The organism is Kluyvera sp. (assembly GCF_047971185.1).
Taxonomy (GTDB): domain Bacteria; phylum Pseudomonadota; class Gammaproteobacteria; order Enterobacterales; family Enterobacteriaceae; genus Kluyvera.
Window position 1 is genome coordinate 24,940 of record NZ_JBKDZH010000019.1, and the last position, 18,933, is coordinate 43,872.

Sequence of the window (18,933 nt, forward strand, 5' to 3'; positions counted from 1 at the left end):
CCTCACTGCAAGGTGACGTTGACCACCGCGGTTTGCCCCAGGTCATCCATCGCCACCAGCTGATAAGCCCCCGCTTGATCCAGCGACAGCGTCAGGCTGTCGCCCGCGCCGCGCTGCGGCTCGCCGTTTAAAAACCACCAGCGTTGGCCTTCTCCGCCGTTGGCGCGTACCACCAGCTGCGCACGGCCTTCACCCGGCAGCCGCTTAATCACCGCCCCGTCACGCAGGCCGCTTAATAGCAGCGGCGCGGCGTTTTGCGAAACCTGCGGCGGGCAGACGCTGGAGGCCGGAGGGATGCGCGCCGCACGCCGTTCGCCTGCGGGCAGCCACGGCTCCAGCGGCAGCGGCCAGACGTCAAGAGTGACCTGGCGCGCATCCGGGCAGTCTGCCGCCACCCGCTGGCCTGCGGCATCGAGCCATAGCGGGAAACGAATCCCCTGTATCCCTTCCTGATCCGGCAGCTGCAACGTTGGCGGTAGGGCGTTATCCAGCACCCAGGTAGAGAGTCGGCGACGGCAGTTAACATCCCCCGCCGGCAGCGGCTGGCCGCCCGGCCAGCAGATTTCCGCCGCGCTTACCGACGCCGGACGCGGGTCGCGCATCGGCGTCTGCCGGGCGCGGGAGAGCAGCAAATTATTCACCTGATTCAGCAACGGCACCGCGCTGGCAAAACCAAACTGCCCGGCGACCGGGGTACCGTCGGGCCTTCCGGTCCAGATGCCGATGCTGTAGCGCGCATTCACGCCAATCGCCCAGGCATCGCGATAGCCGTAGCTGGTGCCGGTTTTCCACGCCAGCGGCACCACCTGCGGCAGCGAGGCGTCCGGCACCGGCTGCGCTTCAGCGGCCAGAATGCGGCGAATAATCCACGCCGCGCCCGGCGACAACAGCGGGCGTTCGACCAGCGGATCGCTGGCCAGCATCCGCAGCTTGCCCACCCTGCCGTGACGGGCGAAGGCGCTATAGGCGGCGGTGATATCCGCCAGACGCGCGCCCGCACCGCCGAGAATCAACGACAAATTCGGCTCCGCCCCGGCCGGTAAAATCAACGGCAACCCGGCGTTACGCAGACGCGCGGCAAACTGCTTCGGCCCGTAGGCGTCCAGCACCTGCACCGCGGGTAAATTAAGCGACCGCACCAGCGCGTCGCTCATGCTCACCGGCCCGTGGAAGCCGCTGTCAAAATTGCCGGGCCGATAATCGCCGATTCGGCGCGGTACGTCCTGGAGCAAGGACGCCGGATGAATCAACGCGCTATCCAGCGCCATACCGTATAAAAACGGTTTCAGCACCGAACCGGGCGAGCGAATGGCGGTGACCATATCCACATGGCCGAAACGGCTGTCGTCGGAGATATCCGCCGAGCCCACCCAGCCGCGCACCTTCATATCCCGATTATCCACGACAATCATCGCCAGCGAACTGCGCGGCGGTAGGCGTGATGTCCAGTTCAGCGCCAGCTCTTCCAGCTGACGCTGTAGCCCGGCATCCAGGGTGGTGACGATTTTCTCCGCGCGGCTGCGGCCCAGCATCGCGCGCGCAAACAGCGGTGCCAGCTGCGGCATCTGGCGTGGGAACAGCCAGACCGGCTCCTCTTTAGCCTCATTAACCGTCGCGGCGGGCCAGACGCCCTGGATCAGCAGACGCTCGAGCACTTTATTTCGTGCCGCCTGAGCCCGCCCGGGCCAGCGGTCCGGGCGCAGTCGACTCGGCGCCTGCGGTAAAACCGCCAGCAGCGCGGCGTCGGCGTAGCTCAGTTTGGCTGGCGGCTTGCCAAGATAGGCCCAGCTTGCCGCCCCAATCCCCTGTAGCGTGCCGCCAAACGGCGCCCGGTTGAGGTATAGCGTGAGGATATCGCGTTTTGACAGGTGCCACTCCAGCTGGAAAGCGCGCCAGAGCTGGCGAAACTTGCCGCCGAAGGTGCGCGGGTGCGGGTCCAACAGCCGCGCCACCTGCATGGTCAGCGTGCTGCCGCCCGAGACCACGCGCCCGGCGGTGAGATCCTGCCAGGCGGCGCGTGCTATTGAGAAGGGATTCACACCGGGATGATCCCAGAACCAGCGGTCTTCATAGTGAATGAGGGCCTCAAGGTAGCGCGGCGAGACCTCTTCAAGGGTCACCGGATAGCGCCAGATCCCTTCGGCATCGGCAAAGCGCCACAGCGGGCTGCCGTCCTCGGCGACCACCACGCGCGCGGGGGTCACCTCGTGCAGCGGCAGCGGCCACAGCTTATCCGCCAGCACAATCGCGCCGCACAAAAAGACGACCGCCCCGGCCAGCCAGCGCCAGACGGGGCGTTTCAACCAGGCTATGCGCATCTTACGGCACGACGATCAGCATATCGTCCGCCGCGCCGACCGCACGCCAGGCGGGCACATACATCGACTCCACCTGGGTTGGCGGCACCTGATAAGTCCCCGGCATCACCGCGCGCGCCAGATAGACTATCGTAACCGGCTGGTTGGCGTTCACCGCCACCGCCGCCACGAAGCGATCATCGCGGAACTCCATATGCTGGATATCCGCCTGCTGCATCTGGTTCAGCCACTCCTGCACTTCGCTGCCGTTATCCTGCAGGTTAGCGCTGCTGTTCGCCAGATTCTGGTTTTCCAGCTCCAGCCCGGCGGGAAGCATATCCACCACCAGCGCGTCCGGCACGTTCTGGCTGGCGTTGATATCCAGCTTCACCAACACCAGTTCGCCGCTGCGCAGCGAGGAGAGCGACTTACGCTGCCCGTCGGTGCCGTAGAACTGGCGCTCAATATGCAGCACGTTGCTGCTGGCCGCCGGGGCGTTTTCCGGGTAGCCGGTGCTGTCGAGGCGCAGCCACAGCGGCTGCTGCCCGCTGTTAGTCACCTGCAGCGTAGAGAGCTGGTCGCCGTCGAGATGGCGCGTCTGCGCTTTATCGCCCTGCAACGGCTGGCTATCCAGCGTGGTTTGAGCCTGCCAGTTCCCCGGCAGATCCAGCACGCCCTTCGCCGCCAGGAACAGCGCGTTGTTCTCCTGCGTCGACAGCCAGCGTTCGCTGAAGGCCTGTTCGGAGAGGGTTTGCAGCAGCGTATTTTGCGCGTCCGGCAGCATCTTGTTCTCTTCGAGCAGAGCGAGCATCAGCGCGTTGTCGCGCAGGTCGCTGCCGTAGTCCGCCAGCCAACGGGTCTGGTCTGAACGTTTGGTGTCCAGCGCCAGCTGTAATGCCTGCTCGCTGCGCGGTGCGTCGCCCATCGCCTTCAGCGCGATCCCCAACTGCATCAGCGGCAGCCCGGAACGCGCCTGCTCGCGGCGTTCCCACAGCTCGCGCAGCGCGCCCAGCGGCGCTTTTTGCTGCCGCGCCAGCACCAGCCCCGCGTAGGCCTGAATGGCGAAACGGCTGGCGGCATTGTCGTCGGTGTAGCGGACGCTCATCAGCCCCGGCTCCTGCAGATAGCGCAGCATCCGGCTGTTGCCGTTGTTAATCGCCGCTGCCGGAACGCTGTAACCCTGCTCCGCCGCGCGCACCAGGAAGTCCATGGCATAGGCGGTCAGCCAGTACTCTTCCGGCCCTTCTTTATCCCACAGCGCGAAGCCGCCGCTCTCTTTTTGCATTTGCAGCAGCCGCGAGATACCGATATCCACCGCCGCGCGGCGTTTGTCGTCGCTGTCACCCACAATGCCCAGCGTTTTCAGCTGCGCGGCGTTGGTGTAAAGCTGCGGGAACAGGCCGCTGGCAGTCTGTTCCAGACAGCCGTACGGATACGCCTTCAGCTCGCGAATATAGCGCGCCAGATTGAGCGGCGGTTTGCCGCTCAGCAGCAGCTGCCCTTGCAACGTCACCGGCGAGAAGGCCGCGTTCTGGCTAGCCGGTACGCTCCAGCTTTCACCGGGTTGCAGCACCGCGCCGTTGTTCACCGTTTGCTCCGAGAAGGCCGGACGCACGCCAATTTTCCACTGTTTATGCAGGTCGGCCAGCGTTTCGCCCGGCAGATTCATCCCCGAGACGGTGACGTTCATCTCGCCATCACCGAAGCCTTCACGGGCGCTGACCGGCACAAACAGCGTGGTGCGCGCACCGGGATCCAGCGTCACCGCCGACGGCTGGCCGCTCTTCAGCGTCAGCAGCCCGGCGGCCGCAATCTGCACGTTCAGCGTCTGCGGTTTATCGGTCAGGTTGGTGACGTCCAGCGTCAGGCGAGCGCTATCGCCACCGGCCATAAAGCGCGGCGTATTCAGCTCGGCCACCACCGGCGCGGCAACCACCACTTTATCTTCCGCGCTGCCGAAATCGTCGCTCGTCCACGCCTGCGCCATCACCCGCAGCTCGCCGTTGAAGTCGCCGATCGGCAGGGTAACGGTGCCCTCCCCGTTATCGTCGAGGGTCACCGGCTGCGCCTGCTGGGCGATAATGGTGACGTGGTTCACCGGCGGTTTGCCGCCGCGGTTCAGCTCGTCACCGTCGCCGCCAAAGCGCAGGCTGGCGAGCCGCCCCTGGCCTTCAATCACCTGGCCATAAATATCATAGATATCCGCGCCGTAGCGTTTCTGGCCGAAGAAAGCCCGCCACGGATCCGGGGTGGCATAATCGGTAATATTCAGCACCCCGCTATCAACCGCAGACAGCAGCACGTTCACCTGTTTCGGCGCAGCGCCGTCCTTGCGCTCAACCTTCACTTTGACGCTCAGCGGCTGGTTTGGCCGCATTTTCGCCGGGCTTTCCAGCGCCACGTTCAGGCGACGCTGTTCGTCGCCGAGCGGCAGATGCAGTACGCCCACCGCCCGTTTCGGCGTGGCGGAGCGCGATTTGTCGCCCGGACGGACCACCAGCGTGCTCAGATAGAGGTCGTGGCGATTCCAGCTTTTATCAACCGGGATAGCGAGATCCAGCCCCTGCGCCGGGACATCAATCTCCTGCCACCACAGCGGGCCATCGCTGGACTCGACCATCGCGTAACCTTTGCCTGCCGCCGGCGCGGCGACGTGCAGCTTGATGGTATCGCCCGGCTGATAGGTTGGTTTGTCGAGCTTCAGGGTCACCCGGTCCGGGCGCGCCGCGCCGCTGCCGTCGCTGTTATCCTGCCAGCTGTAGCCCGCCCAGAAGCGCACGCTGCTAACCGCGTCGTTCGGCGCTTTAACCTCCAGACGATAGGCACCCCACTCCACCGGGAAGCTGACCTTGCCGGTCTCATCCGCCTTCAGATCCAGCGTCTCTTCGCCTTCCACCAGATCTTTTTGATCGAAGCGGGACTGCCAGCCGTCGCTTTCCGACCAGTCCCAGTAGTAGTCACGGCGTTCGCGGATCAGACGCACCTGGAGGCCGGAAACGGCTTTTTTGTCACCGGCAGCGTTGCTGTACACCACGTCAAACGCCGCCTGGCTGTTTTCTTCAACGATCGGCTGGTTCACCGTGGTGTCGGTGCGATAGTCATAGACCGCCTTGCTGGCAAACTGCGGGCGGATCCCCGGCAGTTCGGCGGCGGGCCAGATAGCCTGGCTCACGCGACGGGTTACCGGGCGGCCGCCGGACTCCAGCAGGCTGGCCTGCAGGATCACCTGCAACGGCGAATGCGTTTCCTGCCACTGGGTGGCGGTGGTCACTGCCCCACGCCCTTTGTCATCCAGCCTTAGGCTGATTTCATCCAGACTACGGGAGGTATTGTCTTGCGCAATATCGCCAAACTGGAAGCCCGGCAGCGCCGCAACCGCATCGCGCAGCGGGCGCAGGAACAGTTTCCCCTGCAAACTGTTACCGCTGGCGGGGGCGCCGTACAGATAGTAGCCGGAAACGGCGAAATTGACGTCGTCATCGGGGGCCAGCGGCGTCGTCAGCGACGTCAGGCTCAGCGCCATGCGCTCGGGCATAAAGTCTTCGACGTGGAAATCCCACTCGCGCGGCTGGTTGTCGCCGGTATTGGCGCGGATGTGCCACATGCCGGTCGCCGCGCCGCTGTCCAGCGGATAGGTCAATTGATACAGGCCGTTCTGCGGCTGGCTGACCACGCTGCGCACCACCTGACCGTCGGGTTTCACCACTTCCAGCTTTACCGGCTGGTCGGGCAGCGGCTTACCGTCGCTATCGCGCAGCAGGCCGTTAAGGATCACCGTTTCGCCGGGGCGATAAAGATCGCGCGGGCCAAACATAAAGAACTGTTTGCGATAGCCGGGATCGCCAGCCACGTCGAACTCGGCCAGATCCAGCGCGGGGAGTTTCAGATCCAGCAGCGTCGTTTGCCCGTCTTTACGCGCCAGCAGCAGCGCCGCGTCTTTGTCGGTTTGCAGCGTGGCATGGCCTTTGGCGTCGCTAGTCGCCTGCGCCAGCGTCTGGCCTTTGTCGTTCAACAAGGTCAGCTCAACCGCCGACTGGGCAGCACCGTTTTCCAGGCTTTGGGTGAAGACGTCTAGCTGGCCGTGGTAACGGTGCAGCGAGACGCCGACGTCGCTCAGGGTAAACAGCGTGGCCGCGTTGCTGTAGCTGTACTGCCCCGCCGGGTTCATCACCGCGATATAGACGCCGGACTGCTGTAGCGGCGCGATGTCTTTCAGCGGCAGCAGCAGTTTTTCCCGGGTATTACGTGCCGGGTTGAGGTCAAAGCGGCCGGTGTAAACCAGATCGGCCATCTTCAGCAGCTCATCCGACTCCCAGTTGCTGAGCGAGCTGCGATACTCCCACTGGCTGACGAACGCGGCCAGCGATTCGGGCTTCACGCGGAAGAAGTTCACGTCGACGTGCGGCACGTTGAGCACCATCACCGGCAGCCCTTCCACCACCTTGCCCGGCAGCAGCGAGCCGCGGCTGGCAAAGCCGACGCTGGGTGCGATATCGCGGGTGGTCAGCGTTTTTTCAACGCTGGTGCCAAAAGTAGACTTATTCAGCGCCGCCAGTCCGGCGTCGACGGTCACAATCAGGTCGCGCTTCGGCTCCAGATGGCGCAGCCGCAGCTCTTTGAGATTCGGCGCCAGCTCCCACGCGCCGTCAACCTTACCGTTCTTTTTGTCCACCAGGTGGACGGTTTTGCTGAAATCCTGATCGGGGTTAAGCGGGATAGAAAACGTGAGCACCAGCGTCGCCGCGCCGTCGAGCTGCACTTCAGAGGCGTCGAGCAGGGTGAGCGTTTTGCCCTGGCTTTGCTGGGCGAGTTTTTCAAGCTGGGCGGCGTCGGGTTTCGCCGGCGCAGCAGCGGCAGGCGTCGAGGAGGCGGCGGGCTTGTCGTCATTCTTATTGTCGCAGCCGGCCAGCGTAAACGTCATTGCCAGCGCGAGCGCCAGCGTAGCCAAACGAAAGGGTTTCATCCTGGAACCTCTGACTGGTGAAGTCTGTTTGAGTCGTCAACACAGTATTATGCCCCAGGGAGGCGTTTGCCAGTAGTTCTCTGTGGGATGTTACTGCGATCACAACTCATAACGTAACATGTAACGTTATGCGTACTTTGTTTTTAAAACAATAGGATAGCTGGATTCTCCGCCCCTTCTGCTGCTACCTTTTGCCGGACATGAGGTCCCCTCTATGCGGTTCAACATCGGAGACAATAATGAAAAGAGCCGTTAATGCCCTACAAAATTTTGGTAAGTCCCTCTATGGCCCGGTGCTGATTCTGCCGATTGTCGGGCTGTTTATCGCCTTCGGCAACGTGCTGGGCAACGGTAGCCTGGCGGAATATATCCCTTTTCTCGGCTACTCTGCGGTTCAGCATCTGGGGCAGCTGATTGCCAAATCCGCCGTTTCGCTGCTGGTCAACCTGGCGATGATCTTCGCCGTCGGTATTCCTATCGGCCTCGCCGCCCGCGATAAAGGCTACGCCGCGCTGCTGGGGCTGGTGACGTTTATCGTCTTTATCAACGCCATGAACTTCACCCTGCAATGGCAGGGCGAGCTGGCCCCGGTCGACCAGATGCGCAACGCGGGGCAAAGCATGGTGCTGGGCGTGCAGGTGCTGGAGATGGGCGTATTCGCTGGGATCCTTACCGGCGCGCTCACCGGCTATCTCTACAACCGTTACTCCGGCGTGCAGTTCTCCGGGGCGATGGCGATCTACTCCGGCCACTGTTTCGTCACCATCATCATCCTGCCGGTGGCGATTGTGCTCGGCGTGGTGATGAGCGAGCTCTGGCCGTGGGCGCAGCATGGCATCAGCGCGCTGGCGCTGGCGATTAAAGGTTCCGGCCCGTTCGGGGTGGCGATTTATGGTTTCCTCGAACGCATCCTCGTTCCAACCGGGCTGCATCACCTGGTTTATACCCCCTTCTTGTATACCGAGCTGGGCGGTTCGCACGAGGTCTGTGGCAACCTGTACCAGGGCGCGCGCAACATCTACTTTGCCGAAATGGCCTGCCCTGACGTCAAACAGTTGAGCAGTACCGTGGTGTGGGACGCGCGCGGCATCAGCAAAATGTTCGGCCTGCCTGCCGCGGCGCTGGCGATGTACGTCACCGCGAAACCGGAACGCAAAGCGGCCGCTAAGGCCATTCTGATCCCGGCGGCGCTTACTTCGATGCTGGTCGGCGTCACCGAGCCGATTGAGTTTTCCTTCCTGTTCGTCGCGCCGCTGCTGTTTGTGGTTCACGCGGTGCTGACCGGCATCGGCATGATGCTGTTCTCGCTGTTCGGCGTCCACGCCATCGGCGCCAACGGCATTATCGACTTTATTCTCTACAACCTGCCGCTGGGGACCGAGAAATCCAACTGGCCGATGTACATCGTGGTGGGGCTGATAATGTTCGCGCTCTACTTCGTCATCTTCCGCTTCCTGATCCTGCGCTTCAACATGAAAACGCCGGGCCGCGAGGAGGATGACCAGCAGACGAAGCTCTACAGCAAGCAGGAGTATCAGGCGAAGGGCAATAACGATGGGCTGGGCACCAGCATCATTGAAGGATTAGGCGGGCGCGACAACATCGAGGTGGTCGATAACTGTTACACCCGACTGCGCGTCACGGTGAAAGACGTCGCGCGGATTAACGAGCCACAGCTCAAGGCAACCGGCGCGAAAGGCATTATTAAACAAGGTAATAACGTTCAGGTGGTCTACGGGCTGCACGTCAAAAAAATGCGAGAAGCCGTTGAGACGTTTCTCTGAAGGAGGCTATAACATGTTGAAATCCCCATTTATTCTGGCTATCGCCGGCGGCGGCAGCACCTATACGCCGGGCATCGTCAAAAGCCTGATGGTGCGCCTGAGCGACTTCCCGCTGGCGGAAATTCGCCTCTACGATATTGATGAAGCGCGGCAAAATACCATCGCCCCGGTGGTGGAAAAGGTCATTCGTGACCATAGCCAGAGCATCAGGTTTACCGTCACCACCTGCCCGGAAACGGCCTTTAGCGGCGCGCACTTCGTGTTTGCCCAGATGCGCGTCGGCCAGTACAAAATGCGCGAGCAGGATGAAAAAATTCCGCTGCGCCACGGCGTGGTCGGCCAGGAAACCTGCGGCCCCGGCGGGCTGGCCTACGGCCTGCGCACCATTCTGCCGATGGTGGAGCTGATTGACCTGGTTGAGCGCTATGCGGACCCGAAAGCGTGGATCGTCAACTACTCCAACCCGGCGGCGATTGTGGCCGAGGGCATTCGCCGCCTGCGCCCACGGGCGCGAGTGCTGAATATCTGCGATATGCCGGTGGCGGCGATGCGCAATATGGGGGCCATTCTCGGCGTCGACCGCCATAAGCTCGACGTTGACTACTTTGGCCTCAACCATTTCGGCTGGTTTACCCAGGTGCGGGTCGATGGTGAAGATAAACTGCCGGAGCTGCGCCGCCACGTGGCGAAATTCGGCCTGCTGACCGAAGACGCCGCGCAAACGGACCCGCAGCATGCCGATCCGTCATGGGTGAAAACCTGGCGCAATATCAAGCCGATTATGGACTGTTTCCCGGAATATCTGCCGAACCCGTATCTGCAGTACTACCTGATGCCCAACCAAATCGTCGAGCACCAGAACCCGGACTACACCCGCGCCAACGAAGTGATGGACGGGCGGGAGAAGAAGCTGTTTGCGGCGGCCGTGGAGTATCAGCAAACCGGTATTCTGCCGGATGCCTTCCACGTCGGCGTGCACGGCGAGTTTATCGTCGAAGTGGCCCGTTCTCTGGCCTTCGATTTACGCCAGCGTCATCTGGTGATCGTCGAAAACCAGGGGGCCATCGCCAATCTGCCGGACGATGCGATGGTGGAAGTGCCGGCCTACATTACCGCCAACGGGCCGGAGCCGGTGCGGATGGGCAACGTGCCGCTGTTCCACCAGACGCTGCTGATGCAGCAGCTGGCCTCTGAGCAGTTGTTGGTGGAGGCGACGCTTGAGGGCAGCTATGAAAAAGCGCTGCAGGCCTTTACCCTCAACCGCACCGTGCCAACAATGGAACACGCGCAGGCCATCCTTGATGAGATGATTGTCGCCAACCAGGATTACTGGCCGCAGCTGCAGCACGCCTGGCAAAATGGTGAAGCAACGCGCTAATACGCCGCGGGTCGCTTGTCGGTGTGAGCAAAAACACCGACAATCTCTCTATGATTCATCAATGGAGGGTATTATGACCACTTCGTATTTTGTTGCCGCCGACTGGCTGGCTGAGCACGTTGATGACCCGGAAGTCCAGATTATCGACGCCCGCATGGCCCCACCGGGGCAAGAACATCGCGATCTGCACGCGGAATACCGCGCCGGGCATCTGCCGGGCGCGGTCTTTTTTGATATTGAAGCCCTCTCCGACCACACCTCGCCGCTGCCGCATATGATGCCGCGCCCGGAAGCTTTCGCTGTCGCCATGCGCGAGCTGGGCGTCAGCCGCGATAAACATCTGGTCATCTACGACGAAGGCAACTTGTTCTCCGCGCCACGCGCGTGGTGGATGCTGCGTACCTTTGGCGCTGAGCGGGTCTCTATCCTGGCCAGCGGTCTTGCCGGCTGGCAGCGCGACGACCTGTTGCTTGAGCAGGGTGACGTCAAAACCGCAGAAGGCGAGTTTGAGGCCAAATTCTATGCCGAAGAGGTGAAACGACTCACCGACGTACTGTTGGCCAGCCATGAAGGCACCGCGCAAATCGTTGACGCCCGTCCGGCACCGCGCTTCAATGCCCAGATTGATGAACCGCGCCCTGGACTGCGTCGTGGACATATTCCCGGCGCGCGCAACGTGCCCTGGGGCGATCTGGTGGTTGACGGCGAATTAAAAACCACCGACCAGCTCGAAGCCATCTTTGCCCGCCAGGGCGTCGATCTACATCAGCCGATTATCGTCAGCTGCGGTTCCGGCGTGACGGCGGCGGTAGTCGCGCTGGCGCTGGCCACGCTTGAGGCCGACGACGTGACGCTGTACGACGGCTCCTGGAGCGAATGGGGCGCCCGCGACGACCTGCCGATTGAGCCTGCCCAGTAATGGATAATCGCCTGGCCCCGCTGCTGACGCGCGGCGCGTCGTTAACCCGCGCGGAGTACCGCGTGCTGGCGCATCTGACGGAGCATCCGCTGCTGGTGGGCAAGATCACCGTCCGCCAGCTGGCGCAGGCGACATTTGTCTCCACGGCAACCATTATGCGGCTGTGTCAGAAGCTGGGCTTTAGCGGCTACAGCGAGTTCATCTGGCACTGTAAAAGCCTGCTGGCGGATACGCCGCATATTGCGGCGCATCGCACTGAGTCCTGCGCGGAATTTCCCGAGCTGTTCAACCGCTTTATCGCCAACTACCAGCAGTCTTTTCAGTGGGCAACGGCGGACAAGCGGCAGCAGTTTACCCGCCTGCTGCGCGAGCAGGAGAGCTTCTTTCTCTATGGCGCAGGATTTTCTTATCTCTTTGCCGAGTACCTGACGAAAAAGCTGCAGGTGCTTGGCAAAACGGCCTTTATTTCCGGCCCGGGCGATAGCCGGAACATCTTTCTCAGTAACGCCGCGCGCTACCAGGTGTTTATCGCCGTGTCGCGCAGCGGCGAAACCGAGCAGGTGCTGGATAAAGCGCGCATCGCCCGCAACGTGGGCATGACGGTCGTCGCCTTCACCCGCGCCTCCGCCAATACCCTGGCGGGACTGGCGGATCTGCATTTTGCACTGTATGACGAAGCCGCGCATTTTGCCGCCGAAGCGGCGGATATCACGTCATTTGAGTCCAATCTGGTACTGTTGATGGATTTACTGCTGCTGGAGGCGACGGGATAAATTTCCCCGCTCGTCGGATATTTCACGTTTTTCAGCCACAAAAAAACCGCCTGTAACAGCGGTTATTTTGTGCTGGTCCGGTTCGCGGCCTTTCCAGCAAGCTACATTGCTAAAGCAATGCAGGCACACCATAGTGTGCATCATAGTGGCTTTAAAATCGGACAAAGTCAAGGTAGTAACAAGAGTGACTATTTGGCTGTTGGTGTATAATCCATCCCGGCCCTTTCCGCCGTCTCGCAAACGGGCGCTGGCTTCGGGAAAAGATGTCCCATGGCCGTAAATGCAGGCACACCATAGCGCTTGCTATCGCGGTATTATCGCCAGCGGTGCTGCTGTGATGCGGTCTTCGCATGGACCGCGCAATGAACAGACGATACTTCTGTATCGTGCTGATTGTTTCTGCCGTCTTGTTTCTTCGCACCGACAGCGAACGGAGTCCCTCCGTCAGCGCTGTTAGCGTGATAAGCAACGCGCAGGGCAAGTAAGCCAGGATGCCGCCCTTCGGGGCGGCTTTCCTGAGGTTAGATAATCCGGTTCTGCTTAAAATCGCGCAGGAAGCTGCCCCAGCGTTTCTCATAGAACGGCGTGATATGCGCCAGCATAAAGTGGCTGATGCCCTTCTCGCCTTCCACTACCTGGCAGATATCAATCGGCTCGTCGCCCGGCAGGGTATCGGTCGCGACGCTGCCCGCGGCGTGGATAATCCCTTCGATATCCCCTTCCGCTTCAATCCCGATCAGCAGGTTTGGCTGTTCGTCGGCGTGTTCTTTAATGGAGCACAGAAACGCGCGTTTGACCGTTTTCAGGGTTTTGAACAGCGTGGTGAGCGACTCCACCATCTGCGCCGGCGGCTCGGCCACTTCGGAGAGCAGCAGCGCGCTGCCGCCTTCCAGCACCGTCTGGGTACTGAGCGGATTGCCCTCTTCGCCAATCAGATGGCTGATTTCACGCGGGGTGAATTCTTTGCCGGTCGGCAGTTTGGCGTTGAGGAACAGCGTCTCGCCGAGGGTCATTTCAAACAGCGAGCGTACCGGCATGACGACGAACGCCTGCTCGGTGGTCACCGCCTGTTTTAGCGCTTCCAGTGAAGTAAAGAACGGGATAACGGAGGTGCCGTCATCTTTTTCCCAGTGCTGAAGTTCCAGCGCGCTGTCGTCGACAACCTGCTGGTCATCGGCAGCGGAGCCGGGTACCCAGACGGTGGAATCCAGCAGAGTGCGGAAAAAGGCCGGGCGATGAGCAGGTTCCGTCGCCGCTTGTTCCAGCAGCGTTTCGAGTTCGTTTTTGGTTTCGGACATAGTGGTTCCAGAAGGTGTGGGTATCTCCCCCTCACCCCGGCCCTCTCCCCAAAGGGGCGAGGGAGAAAACCGACTGTCTCCTCACGCCATACGCGAGGGAGAAAACCGGACGGTCCCCTCTCCCCTTTGGGGAGAGGGTTAGGGTGAGGGGAAAAATTTACTCAGCGGTCAACAGATTGGCGATCGTCCGCACGCCCAGCCCGGTCGCGCCCGCAGACCACTGCTCAACGGCTGATTTACGGTAGGTCGCTGAACAGTCGATATGCAACCAGCCTTCGTGATAGTTTTCCACGAAGTGAGACAGGAAGCCCGCCGCGGTACTTGCACCTGCCGGGTAGGCCGCGCTGCCGGTGTTGTTCAGTTCAGCGAAGTTAGACGGCAGCTGGTGACGGTGGAACTCGGCCAGCGGCAGACGCCAGAAGGCTTCGTTTTCCGCGCTAGCGCTTGCCAGCAGGCGGTTCGCCAGCTTATCGTCGAAGCTGAACAGCGCGTGGTAATCATTACCCAGCGCGGTTTTCGCCGCCCCGGTCAGGGTCGCCGCATCGATAATCAGCTCCGGTTTCTGCGCGCTGGCATCAATCAGGCCGTCGGCCAACACCAGACGCCCTTCCGCGTCGGTGTTCATCACTTCCACATTTTTACCGTTGCGGTAGTGGATGATATCGCCCAGCTTAAAGGCGTTGCCGCTGATCAGGTTATCGGCACAGCACAGATACAGTTTTACGCGCTTGTTCAGGCCGCGGGTAATCGCCAGCGCCAGCGCGCCGGTGACGGTCGCCGCACCGCCCATATCGGACTTCATGGAGTCCATAAACGCGCTCTGCTTAATGCTGTAGCCGCCGGAATCGAAGGTGATGCCTTTGCCTACCAGGCAGGCGTAAACCGGGGCTTCTTTATCGCCGGTCGGGTTGTAGTCCAGCGCCAGCAGCACCGGCGGGCGTTCAGAGCCACGGCCAACGGTATGCAGGCCCACGTAGCCCTGCTCACGCAGATCTTCACCTTTAGTAATGCGGTAAGAGACGTTGTCGCACGCCACGCCGCACAGCAGATCCACCGCGCGCTGCGCCAGCTGCTCCGGCCCTAACTCTTCCGCCGGGGCGTTGATGGTGTCGCGCACCCAGTCAATGTAGGTCAGACGGTTATCCAGCTCCTGGCGCTGGGCGTCGTCCAGTTCCGGCCACTGTACCTGGCGAGTGCCTTTTGGCCCTTTGTAGCCCGCCCAGAAGGCCCAGGCGCGCTCAATGTCCCAGCCTTCACCCGCCAGAGCAACGTGCTTGATGCCCATGCCGTCGATTTTGCGCGCCGCGCGTTGGATAAGACCCGCGTCGTCGCGCCCGGTCAGGTGCAGGGTAATCCCTTCATCATTAATGCTATAGGCCGCTTTGTCACCCCAGCGCGCATCGGCTGGCTGGGTAGACAGGGTAATTTTCATCGCTTCTGTCATTTTATTTATCCTTATTAGCAAACGGGCCGCCGAATGGCAGCCCGTTAGGTGACTTATTCTGCTTCATCCAACCAGACTAGCAGAATTGCCTCAAGAATTTTTTCATTTGATGCCTGAGGATCGTCATCAAAATCTTCGAGGTCGCAAATCCACTGGTGCATATCGGTGAAGCGCACCGTTTTCGGATCGGTATCCGGGTAGGCGTCGTACAGCGCTTCGCCGATTTCACGGCTGTCGGTCCACTTCAGTCCCATACTATCCCCTGTTAGTGCTCGCGCGCGTGGTTAATTGTGTAACGCGGAATTTCGATCACCAGATCTTCATCGGTGACGCGCGCCTGACAGCTCAGACGGCTATCCGGCTCCAGTCCCCAGGCTTTATCCAGCATATCGTCTTCGTCTTCGGTGCTTTCCGGCAGCGAGTCGAAGCCTTCACGCACGATGCAGTGGCAGGTGGTGCAGGCACAGGATTTTTCGCAGGCGTGTTCAATCTCGATACCGCTACGCAGCGCGGCATCCAGAATGGTTTCACCGGTCTCAGCTTCCACAACTACGCCATCCGGGCACAGGTCCTGGTGGGGCAGAAAAACAATCTTTGGCATATTAAACCTCGTCCACGGATTGGCCTTTCAGCGCGACACGGACGGACTGGTCCATGCGGCGAGCGGCGAATACCTGGGTTTGTTTGTCAACGTTTTTAATGGCTTGTTCTATGGCGTCAGTGTCGTTGCCCTCAGCCACCGCGCTCAGCGCTGCGGCAGCCTCGTCAATTTCCTGACGCTCTGCGGCGCTTAGCAGCGCGGCATCGGCGGCAAGCGCGCTGTGCAGGCTTTCCAGCACGCGCGCCGCTTCCACTTTCTGCTCGGCCAGCATACGCGCTTTCACGTCCTGCTCGGCATAGCTCATGGAATCCTGAATCATGGTGGCGATTTCGCCGTCGGTCAGGCCGTAGGACGGTTTCACCTGAATCGACGATTCAACCCCGGTGGATTTCTCCATCGCGGTGACGCTCAGCAGGCCGTCGGCATCCACCTGGAAGGTGACGCGAATGTGCGCACCGCCCGCCGGAAGAGCCGGAATGCCGCGCAGCGCAAAGCGCGCCAGCGAACGGCAGTCCTGCACCAGCTCGCGCTCGCCCTGCATCACGTGGATGGACATCGCGGTCTGGCCGTCTTTAAAGGTGGTGAACTCCTGCGCGCGGGCCACCGGGATGGTGGTGTTACGCGGGATAACTTTCTCCACCAGGCCGCCCATGGTTTCAAGGCCAAGAGACAGCGGGATGACGTCGAGCAGCAGCATTTCGCTGTCCGGCTTGTTGCCGACCAGAATATCGGCCTGCACGGCGGCGCCAATCGCCACCACTTTATCCGGGTCGATAGAGGTCAGCGGCGTGCGGCCAAAGAATTCGCCGACACGCTCACGCACCAGCGGCACGCGGGTGGAACCGCCAACCATCACCACTTCCAGCACCTCTTCGGCGTCCACGCCCGCATCTTTCAGCGCGCGGCGGCAGGCCATCAGGGTGCGCTTCACCAGCGCGGAGATGAGATCGTTAAACTGTTCGCGGGTCACCTCGCCTTTCCAGCCCGCCACCTCAACGGTGACGCTGTCGGCATCGCTCAGCGCGATTTTAGCGGCGATGGCGGCATCCAGCAGCTCGCGCTGGACGCGATTGTCGCTGCGATCGGCAATGCCCGCCTGTTCGCGGATGTGGTCGGCCAGCAGGTGGTCGAAGTCGTCGCCGCCCAGCGCGGAGTCGCCGCCGGTGGCCAGCACTTCAAACACGCCGCGGCTGAGGCGCAGAATCGAGATATCGAAGGTGCCGCCGCCGAGGTCATAAACGGCGATAACGCCTTCCTGACCGGAATCCAGACCGTAGGCGATCGCCGCGGCGGTCGGTTCGTTGAGCAGGCGCAGCACGTGCAGGCCCGCCAGACGCGCCGCGTCTTTAGTGCCCTGACGCTGGGCGTCATCGAAGTAGGCCGGAACGGTAATCACCACGCCGTCGAGTTCGCCCTCAAGCGTCTCGGTGGCGCGCGCCGCCAGCGCTTTAAGGATATCGGCAGAAACGCGGATCGGGTTCAGTACACCGGCGCTGGTCACCAGCATCGGCAGGCCGTTTTCACTGGCCTGGAACTGGTACGGCAGATGCGGGTAGCGCGCCTGGATGTCCGCCAGCGAGCGGCCCATCATGCGTTTTACGGAGCTAATGGTGTTAGCAGGATCCTGCGCGGCGTTGGTGCGTGCGTCGTAACCCACGACGTGGCCCTGCGCCTGATAGTGCACCACGGAAGGCAGCAGGTGGCGGCCCTGACCGTCGGCCAGCGTTTCCGCCTGACCGCTACGGACGGTGGCAACCAGGGAATTGGTGGTGCCTAAATCAATACCGACCGCCAGACGACGCTGGTGCGGCGCGGCGCTCAGACCCGGCTCACTAATTTGTAATAAGGCCATCTTAAGCTTCCAGAATCAGAAATCGAGCAGCTTTTCTTCGAGTAATTCAGCGCTGCTTTGGAGTTTATCGAGAAAACGCAGTTTACGCACGGTATCCGCCGCCGCGTCCCACGTTTGCGAATCGAGTTCCGCCACCATCTGCTGCTGGCGTTGGGTGTACATGGTTTTGATGCGCTTAAGCAGCGCTTCCAGACGGTCAGTGTCTTTCGCCTGTTCAATTTCGTCCAGCTCTTCACGCAGCTCAAGCTGTTCCATCAGGAACGCGGTATCGCGCACGGTGTGCTGTTCGCTGGCAAGATCAAAACCGTGTAAGGAGAGCAGATATTCTGCACGCGTCAGCGGGTGACGCAGCGTTTGCCATGCCTGATTGATGTTCGCTGAACGCTGGACCGCCGCGAGCTGTTCAGCTTCGCTGGCGCTGGCAAAACGGTCGGGGTGATTCTGACGCTGCAGGTCCTGGAAGCGTGCCGCGAGGGCCTGAGTGTCTACGTGATAACCGGCTGGCAATCCAAAGAGAGTAAAGTAATCCATGACGATCTCAGGGTTAACTATTTAAAACAAACCCCACGCACAGCGATAAAACCATGGTGGGGTTGGCAGGACTCAAATCAAACGTTAAAGCTTTCGCCGCAACCGCACTCGTCTTTCACGTTCGGGTTGGTGAATTTAAACCCTTCGTTAAGACCTTCTTTGACGAAGTCGAGCTGGGTGCCATCAAGGAACTGCAGGCTCTTACCGTCAATGACCACCTTCACGCCTTTGTCTTCGAAAACGGTGTCTTCTGCCGCTGGCTCGTCAACAAATTCCAGTACATAGGCCATACCCGAACAGCCGGACGTTCTGACGCCCAGACGCAGACCAAACCCTTTACCGCGGTTTGCCAGAAAGGTATTCACTCGCGCTGCTGCACTGTCGCTTAAGGTAATCGACATAAAAACCTCAACTCTTCTTAATTATTTCGCTTCACGTTTGCTTTTGTAATCCGCAATGGCGGCTTTAATCGCGTCTTCTGCCAGGATAGAGCAGTGAATTTTCACCGGCGGCAGTTCAAGTTCGTCGGCGATATCGGTATTTTTAATCGCCTGCGCTTCGTCCAGGGATTTCCCTTTTACCCACTCGGTGACGAGGGAGCTGGAAGCGATGGCGGAACCGCAGCCGTAGGTCTTGAAACGCGCGTCTTCAATGATACCTTCATTGTTGACTTTAATCTGCAACTTCATCACATCGCCGCAGGCCGGTGCGCCGACCATGCCGCTGCCGACGCTGTCGTCGCTGTTGTCGAAGGAACCTACGTTACGCGGGTTTTCGTAGTGATCGATTACTTTTTCGCTGTAAGCCATGATGAATTCTCCATATTGGAGCCGAATTAGTGATGTGACCATTCAATACTGTGCAAATCCACGCCCTGTTTGAACATTTCCCACAGTGCGGAAAGCTCACGCAGACGGCCGATGGAGTTGCGAACCAGATTGATGGTGTTGTCTATCTCTTCTTCTGTAGTGAAACGACCTAAAGAGAAACGATTTGAGCTGTGTGCCAGCTCGTCGGTCATCCCCAGCGCACGCAGCTCGTATGATTGCTCCAGGCTTGCAGTAGTTCATGCATAACCGGAGGATACTGCCAA

General features: G+C 60.8%; 15 protein-coding genes and 1 pseudogene. 5 read left to right on the plus strand and 11 right to left on the minus strand.

Annotated features, from left to right (window positions below):
• Positions 1-2: 2 nt before the first annotated feature.
• Both pbpC and ACK5JN_RS05265 read right to left on the minus strand, forming a co-directional pair.
• Positions 3-2,318, minus strand: coding sequence for a peptidoglycan glycosyltransferase PbpC (gene pbpC / locus ACK5JN_RS05260; protein ID WP_416869195.1), 2,316 nt, complete (start codon positions 2,316-2,318; stop codon positions 3-5).
• Position 2,319: 1 nt separating this feature from the next.
• The gene (locus ACK5JN_RS05265) at positions 2,320-7,260 is read right to left on the minus strand and encodes an alpha-2-macroglobulin family protein (protein WP_416869196.1); all 4,941 of its coding nucleotides are present in this window, start codon (positions 7,258-7,260) and stop codon (positions 2,320-2,322) included.
• Positions 7,261-7,499: 239 nt separating this feature from the next.
• On the opposite strand from ACK5JN_RS05265, the gene ACK5JN_RS05270 reads away from it, so the two are divergent.
• The 5 genes from ACK5JN_RS05270 (at position 7,500) to timP (ending at position 12,599) form a co-directional block, all read left to right on the plus strand.
• On the plus strand, positions 7,500-9,044 hold the full coding sequence (locus tag ACK5JN_RS05270) for a PTS transporter subunit EIIC (RefSeq protein ID WP_416869197.1): 1,545 nt from the start codon (positions 7,500-7,502) through the stop codon (positions 9,042-9,044).
• Between the two features lie 13 nt (positions 9,045-9,057).
• Positions 9,058-10,422, plus strand: a complete 1,365-nt coding sequence (locus ACK5JN_RS05275; RefSeq protein WP_416869198.1) for a 6-phospho-alpha-glucosidase — start codon at positions 9,058-9,060, stop codon at positions 10,420-10,422.
• A gap of 73 nt (positions 10,423-10,495) precedes the next feature.
• Positions 10,496-11,341, plus strand: coding sequence for a 3-mercaptopyruvate sulfurtransferase (gene sseA / locus ACK5JN_RS05280; RefSeq protein WP_416869199.1), 846 nt, complete (start codon positions 10,496-10,498; stop codon positions 11,339-11,341).
• Entirely contained in the window at positions 11,341-12,114 is a 774-nt protein-coding gene (locus ACK5JN_RS05285) for a MurR/RpiR family transcriptional regulator (RefSeq protein ID WP_416869200.1), read from the plus strand. Before sseA ends, ACK5JN_RS05285 begins: the two co-directional genes overlap by 1 nt.
• A gap of 362 nt (positions 12,115-12,476) precedes the next feature.
• Positions 12,477-12,599 (plus strand): small toxic inner membrane protein TimP, encoded by a 123-nt coding sequence (gene timP / locus ACK5JN_RS05290; protein WP_416869201.1) that lies wholly within the window; start codon positions 12,477-12,479, stop codon positions 12,597-12,599.
• A 36-nt stretch (positions 12,600-12,635) separates the two neighbouring features.
• Here timP and sseB read toward each other — a convergent pair whose 3' ends face one another.
• From sseB to ACK5JN_RS05335, 9 genes and pseudogenes are all read right to left on the minus strand, one after another.
• Positions 12,636-13,412 carry an enhanced serine sensitivity protein SseB gene (sseB, locus tag ACK5JN_RS05295; protein WP_416869202.1) on the minus strand — a complete coding sequence of 259 codons (777 nt, stop codon included), beginning with the start codon at positions 13,410-13,412 and terminating at the stop codon, positions 12,636-12,638.
• A gap of 157 nt (positions 13,413-13,569) precedes the next feature.
• Positions 13,570-14,856 (minus strand): aminopeptidase PepB, encoded by a 1,287-nt coding sequence (gene pepB / locus ACK5JN_RS05300; RefSeq protein WP_416869203.1) that lies wholly within the window; start codon positions 14,854-14,856, stop codon positions 13,570-13,572.
• A 53-nt stretch (positions 14,857-14,909) separates the two neighbouring features.
• A complete protein-coding gene (gene iscX / locus ACK5JN_RS05305) occupies positions 14,910-15,110 on the minus strand; it encodes a Fe-S cluster assembly protein IscX (RefSeq protein ID WP_185668888.1) in 201 nt (66 codons plus the stop codon).
• Between the two features lie 11 nt (positions 15,111-15,121).
• Positions 15,122-15,457 carry an ISC system 2Fe-2S type ferredoxin gene (fdx, locus tag ACK5JN_RS05310; protein WP_024359355.1) on the minus strand — a complete coding sequence of 112 codons (336 nt, stop codon included), beginning with the start codon at positions 15,455-15,457 and terminating at the stop codon, positions 15,122-15,124.
• Position 15,458: 1 nt separating this feature from the next.
• Complete coding sequence (gene hscA / locus ACK5JN_RS05315) at positions 15,459-17,309, minus strand: Fe-S protein assembly chaperone HscA (protein WP_416869204.1); 1,851 nt, start codon at positions 17,307-17,309, stop codon at positions 15,459-15,461.
• A gap of 15 nt (positions 17,310-17,324) precedes the next feature.
• Complete coding sequence (gene hscB, locus ACK5JN_RS05320) at positions 17,325-17,840, minus strand: co-chaperone HscB (protein ID WP_416869205.1); 516 nt, start codon at positions 17,838-17,840, stop codon at positions 17,325-17,327.
• A gap of 77 nt (positions 17,841-17,917) precedes the next feature.
• Entirely contained in the window at positions 17,918-18,241 is a 324-nt protein-coding gene (gene iscA / locus ACK5JN_RS05325; protein ID WP_004104506.1) for an iron-sulfur cluster assembly protein IscA, read from the minus strand.
• Between the two features lie 21 nt (positions 18,242-18,262).
• Positions 18,263-18,649, minus strand: coding sequence for a Fe-S cluster assembly scaffold IscU (gene iscU, locus ACK5JN_RS05330; RefSeq protein ID WP_004866383.1), 387 nt, complete (start codon positions 18,647-18,649; stop codon positions 18,263-18,265).
• A gap of 26 nt (positions 18,650-18,675) precedes the next feature.
• A pseudogene (locus ACK5JN_RS05335) lies at positions 18,676-18,933 on the minus strand (IscS subfamily cysteine desulfurase); the annotation flags it as partial.

What these genes read in the sequence shown, in the direction of transcription:
- pbpC (WP_416869195.1), bottom strand. Translation starts at nt 2,318, where the DNA reads ATGCGCATAGCCTGGTTGAAACGCCCCGTCTGGCGCTGGCTGGCCGGG.
- ACK5JN_RS05265 (WP_416869196.1), bottom strand. Translation starts at nt 7,260, where the DNA reads ATGAAACCCTTTCGTTTGGCTACGCTGGCGCTCGCGCTGGCAATGACG.
- ACK5JN_RS05270 (WP_416869197.1), top strand. Translation starts at nt 7,500, where the DNA reads ATGAAAAGAGCCGTTAATGCCCTACAAAATTTTGGTAAGTCCCTCTAT.
- ACK5JN_RS05275 (WP_416869198.1), top strand. Translation starts at nt 9,058, where the DNA reads ATGTTGAAATCCCCATTTATTCTGGCTATCGCCGGCGGCGGCAGCACC.
- sseA (WP_416869199.1), top strand. Translation starts at nt 10,496, where the DNA reads ATGACCACTTCGTATTTTGTTGCCGCCGACTGGCTGGCTGAGCACGTT.
- ACK5JN_RS05285 (WP_416869200.1), top strand. Translation starts at nt 11,341, where the DNA reads ATGGATAATCGCCTGGCCCCGCTGCTGACGCGCGGCGCGTCGTTAACC.
- timP (WP_416869201.1), top strand. Translation starts at nt 12,477, where the DNA reads ATGAACAGACGATACTTCTGTATCGTGCTGATTGTTTCTGCCGTCTTG.
- sseB (WP_416869202.1), bottom strand. Translation starts at nt 13,412, where the DNA reads ATGTCCGAAACCAAAAACGAACTCGAAACGCTGCTGGAACAAGCGGCG.
- pepB (WP_416869203.1), bottom strand. Translation starts at nt 14,856, where the DNA reads ATGACAGAAGCGATGAAAATTACCCTGTCTACCCAGCCAGCCGATGCG.
- iscX (WP_185668888.1), bottom strand. Translation starts at nt 15,110, where the DNA reads ATGGGACTGAAGTGGACCGACAGCCGTGAAATCGGCGAAGCGCTGTAC.
- fdx (WP_024359355.1), bottom strand. Translation starts at nt 15,457, where the DNA reads ATGCCAAAGATTGTTTTTCTGCCCCACCAGGACCTGTGCCCGGATGGC.
- hscA (WP_416869204.1), bottom strand. Translation starts at nt 17,309, where the DNA reads ATGGCCTTATTACAAATTAGTGAGCCGGGTCTGAGCGCCGCGCCGCAC.
- hscB (WP_416869205.1), bottom strand. Translation starts at nt 17,840, where the DNA reads ATGGATTACTTTACTCTCTTTGGATTGCCAGCCGGTTATCACGTAGAC.
- iscA (WP_004104506.1), bottom strand. Translation starts at nt 18,241, where the DNA reads ATGTCGATTACCTTAAGCGACAGTGCAGCAGCGCGAGTGAATACCTTT.
- iscU (WP_004866383.1), bottom strand. Translation starts at nt 18,649, where the DNA reads ATGGCTTACAGCGAAAAAGTAATCGATCACTACGAAAACCCGCGTAAC.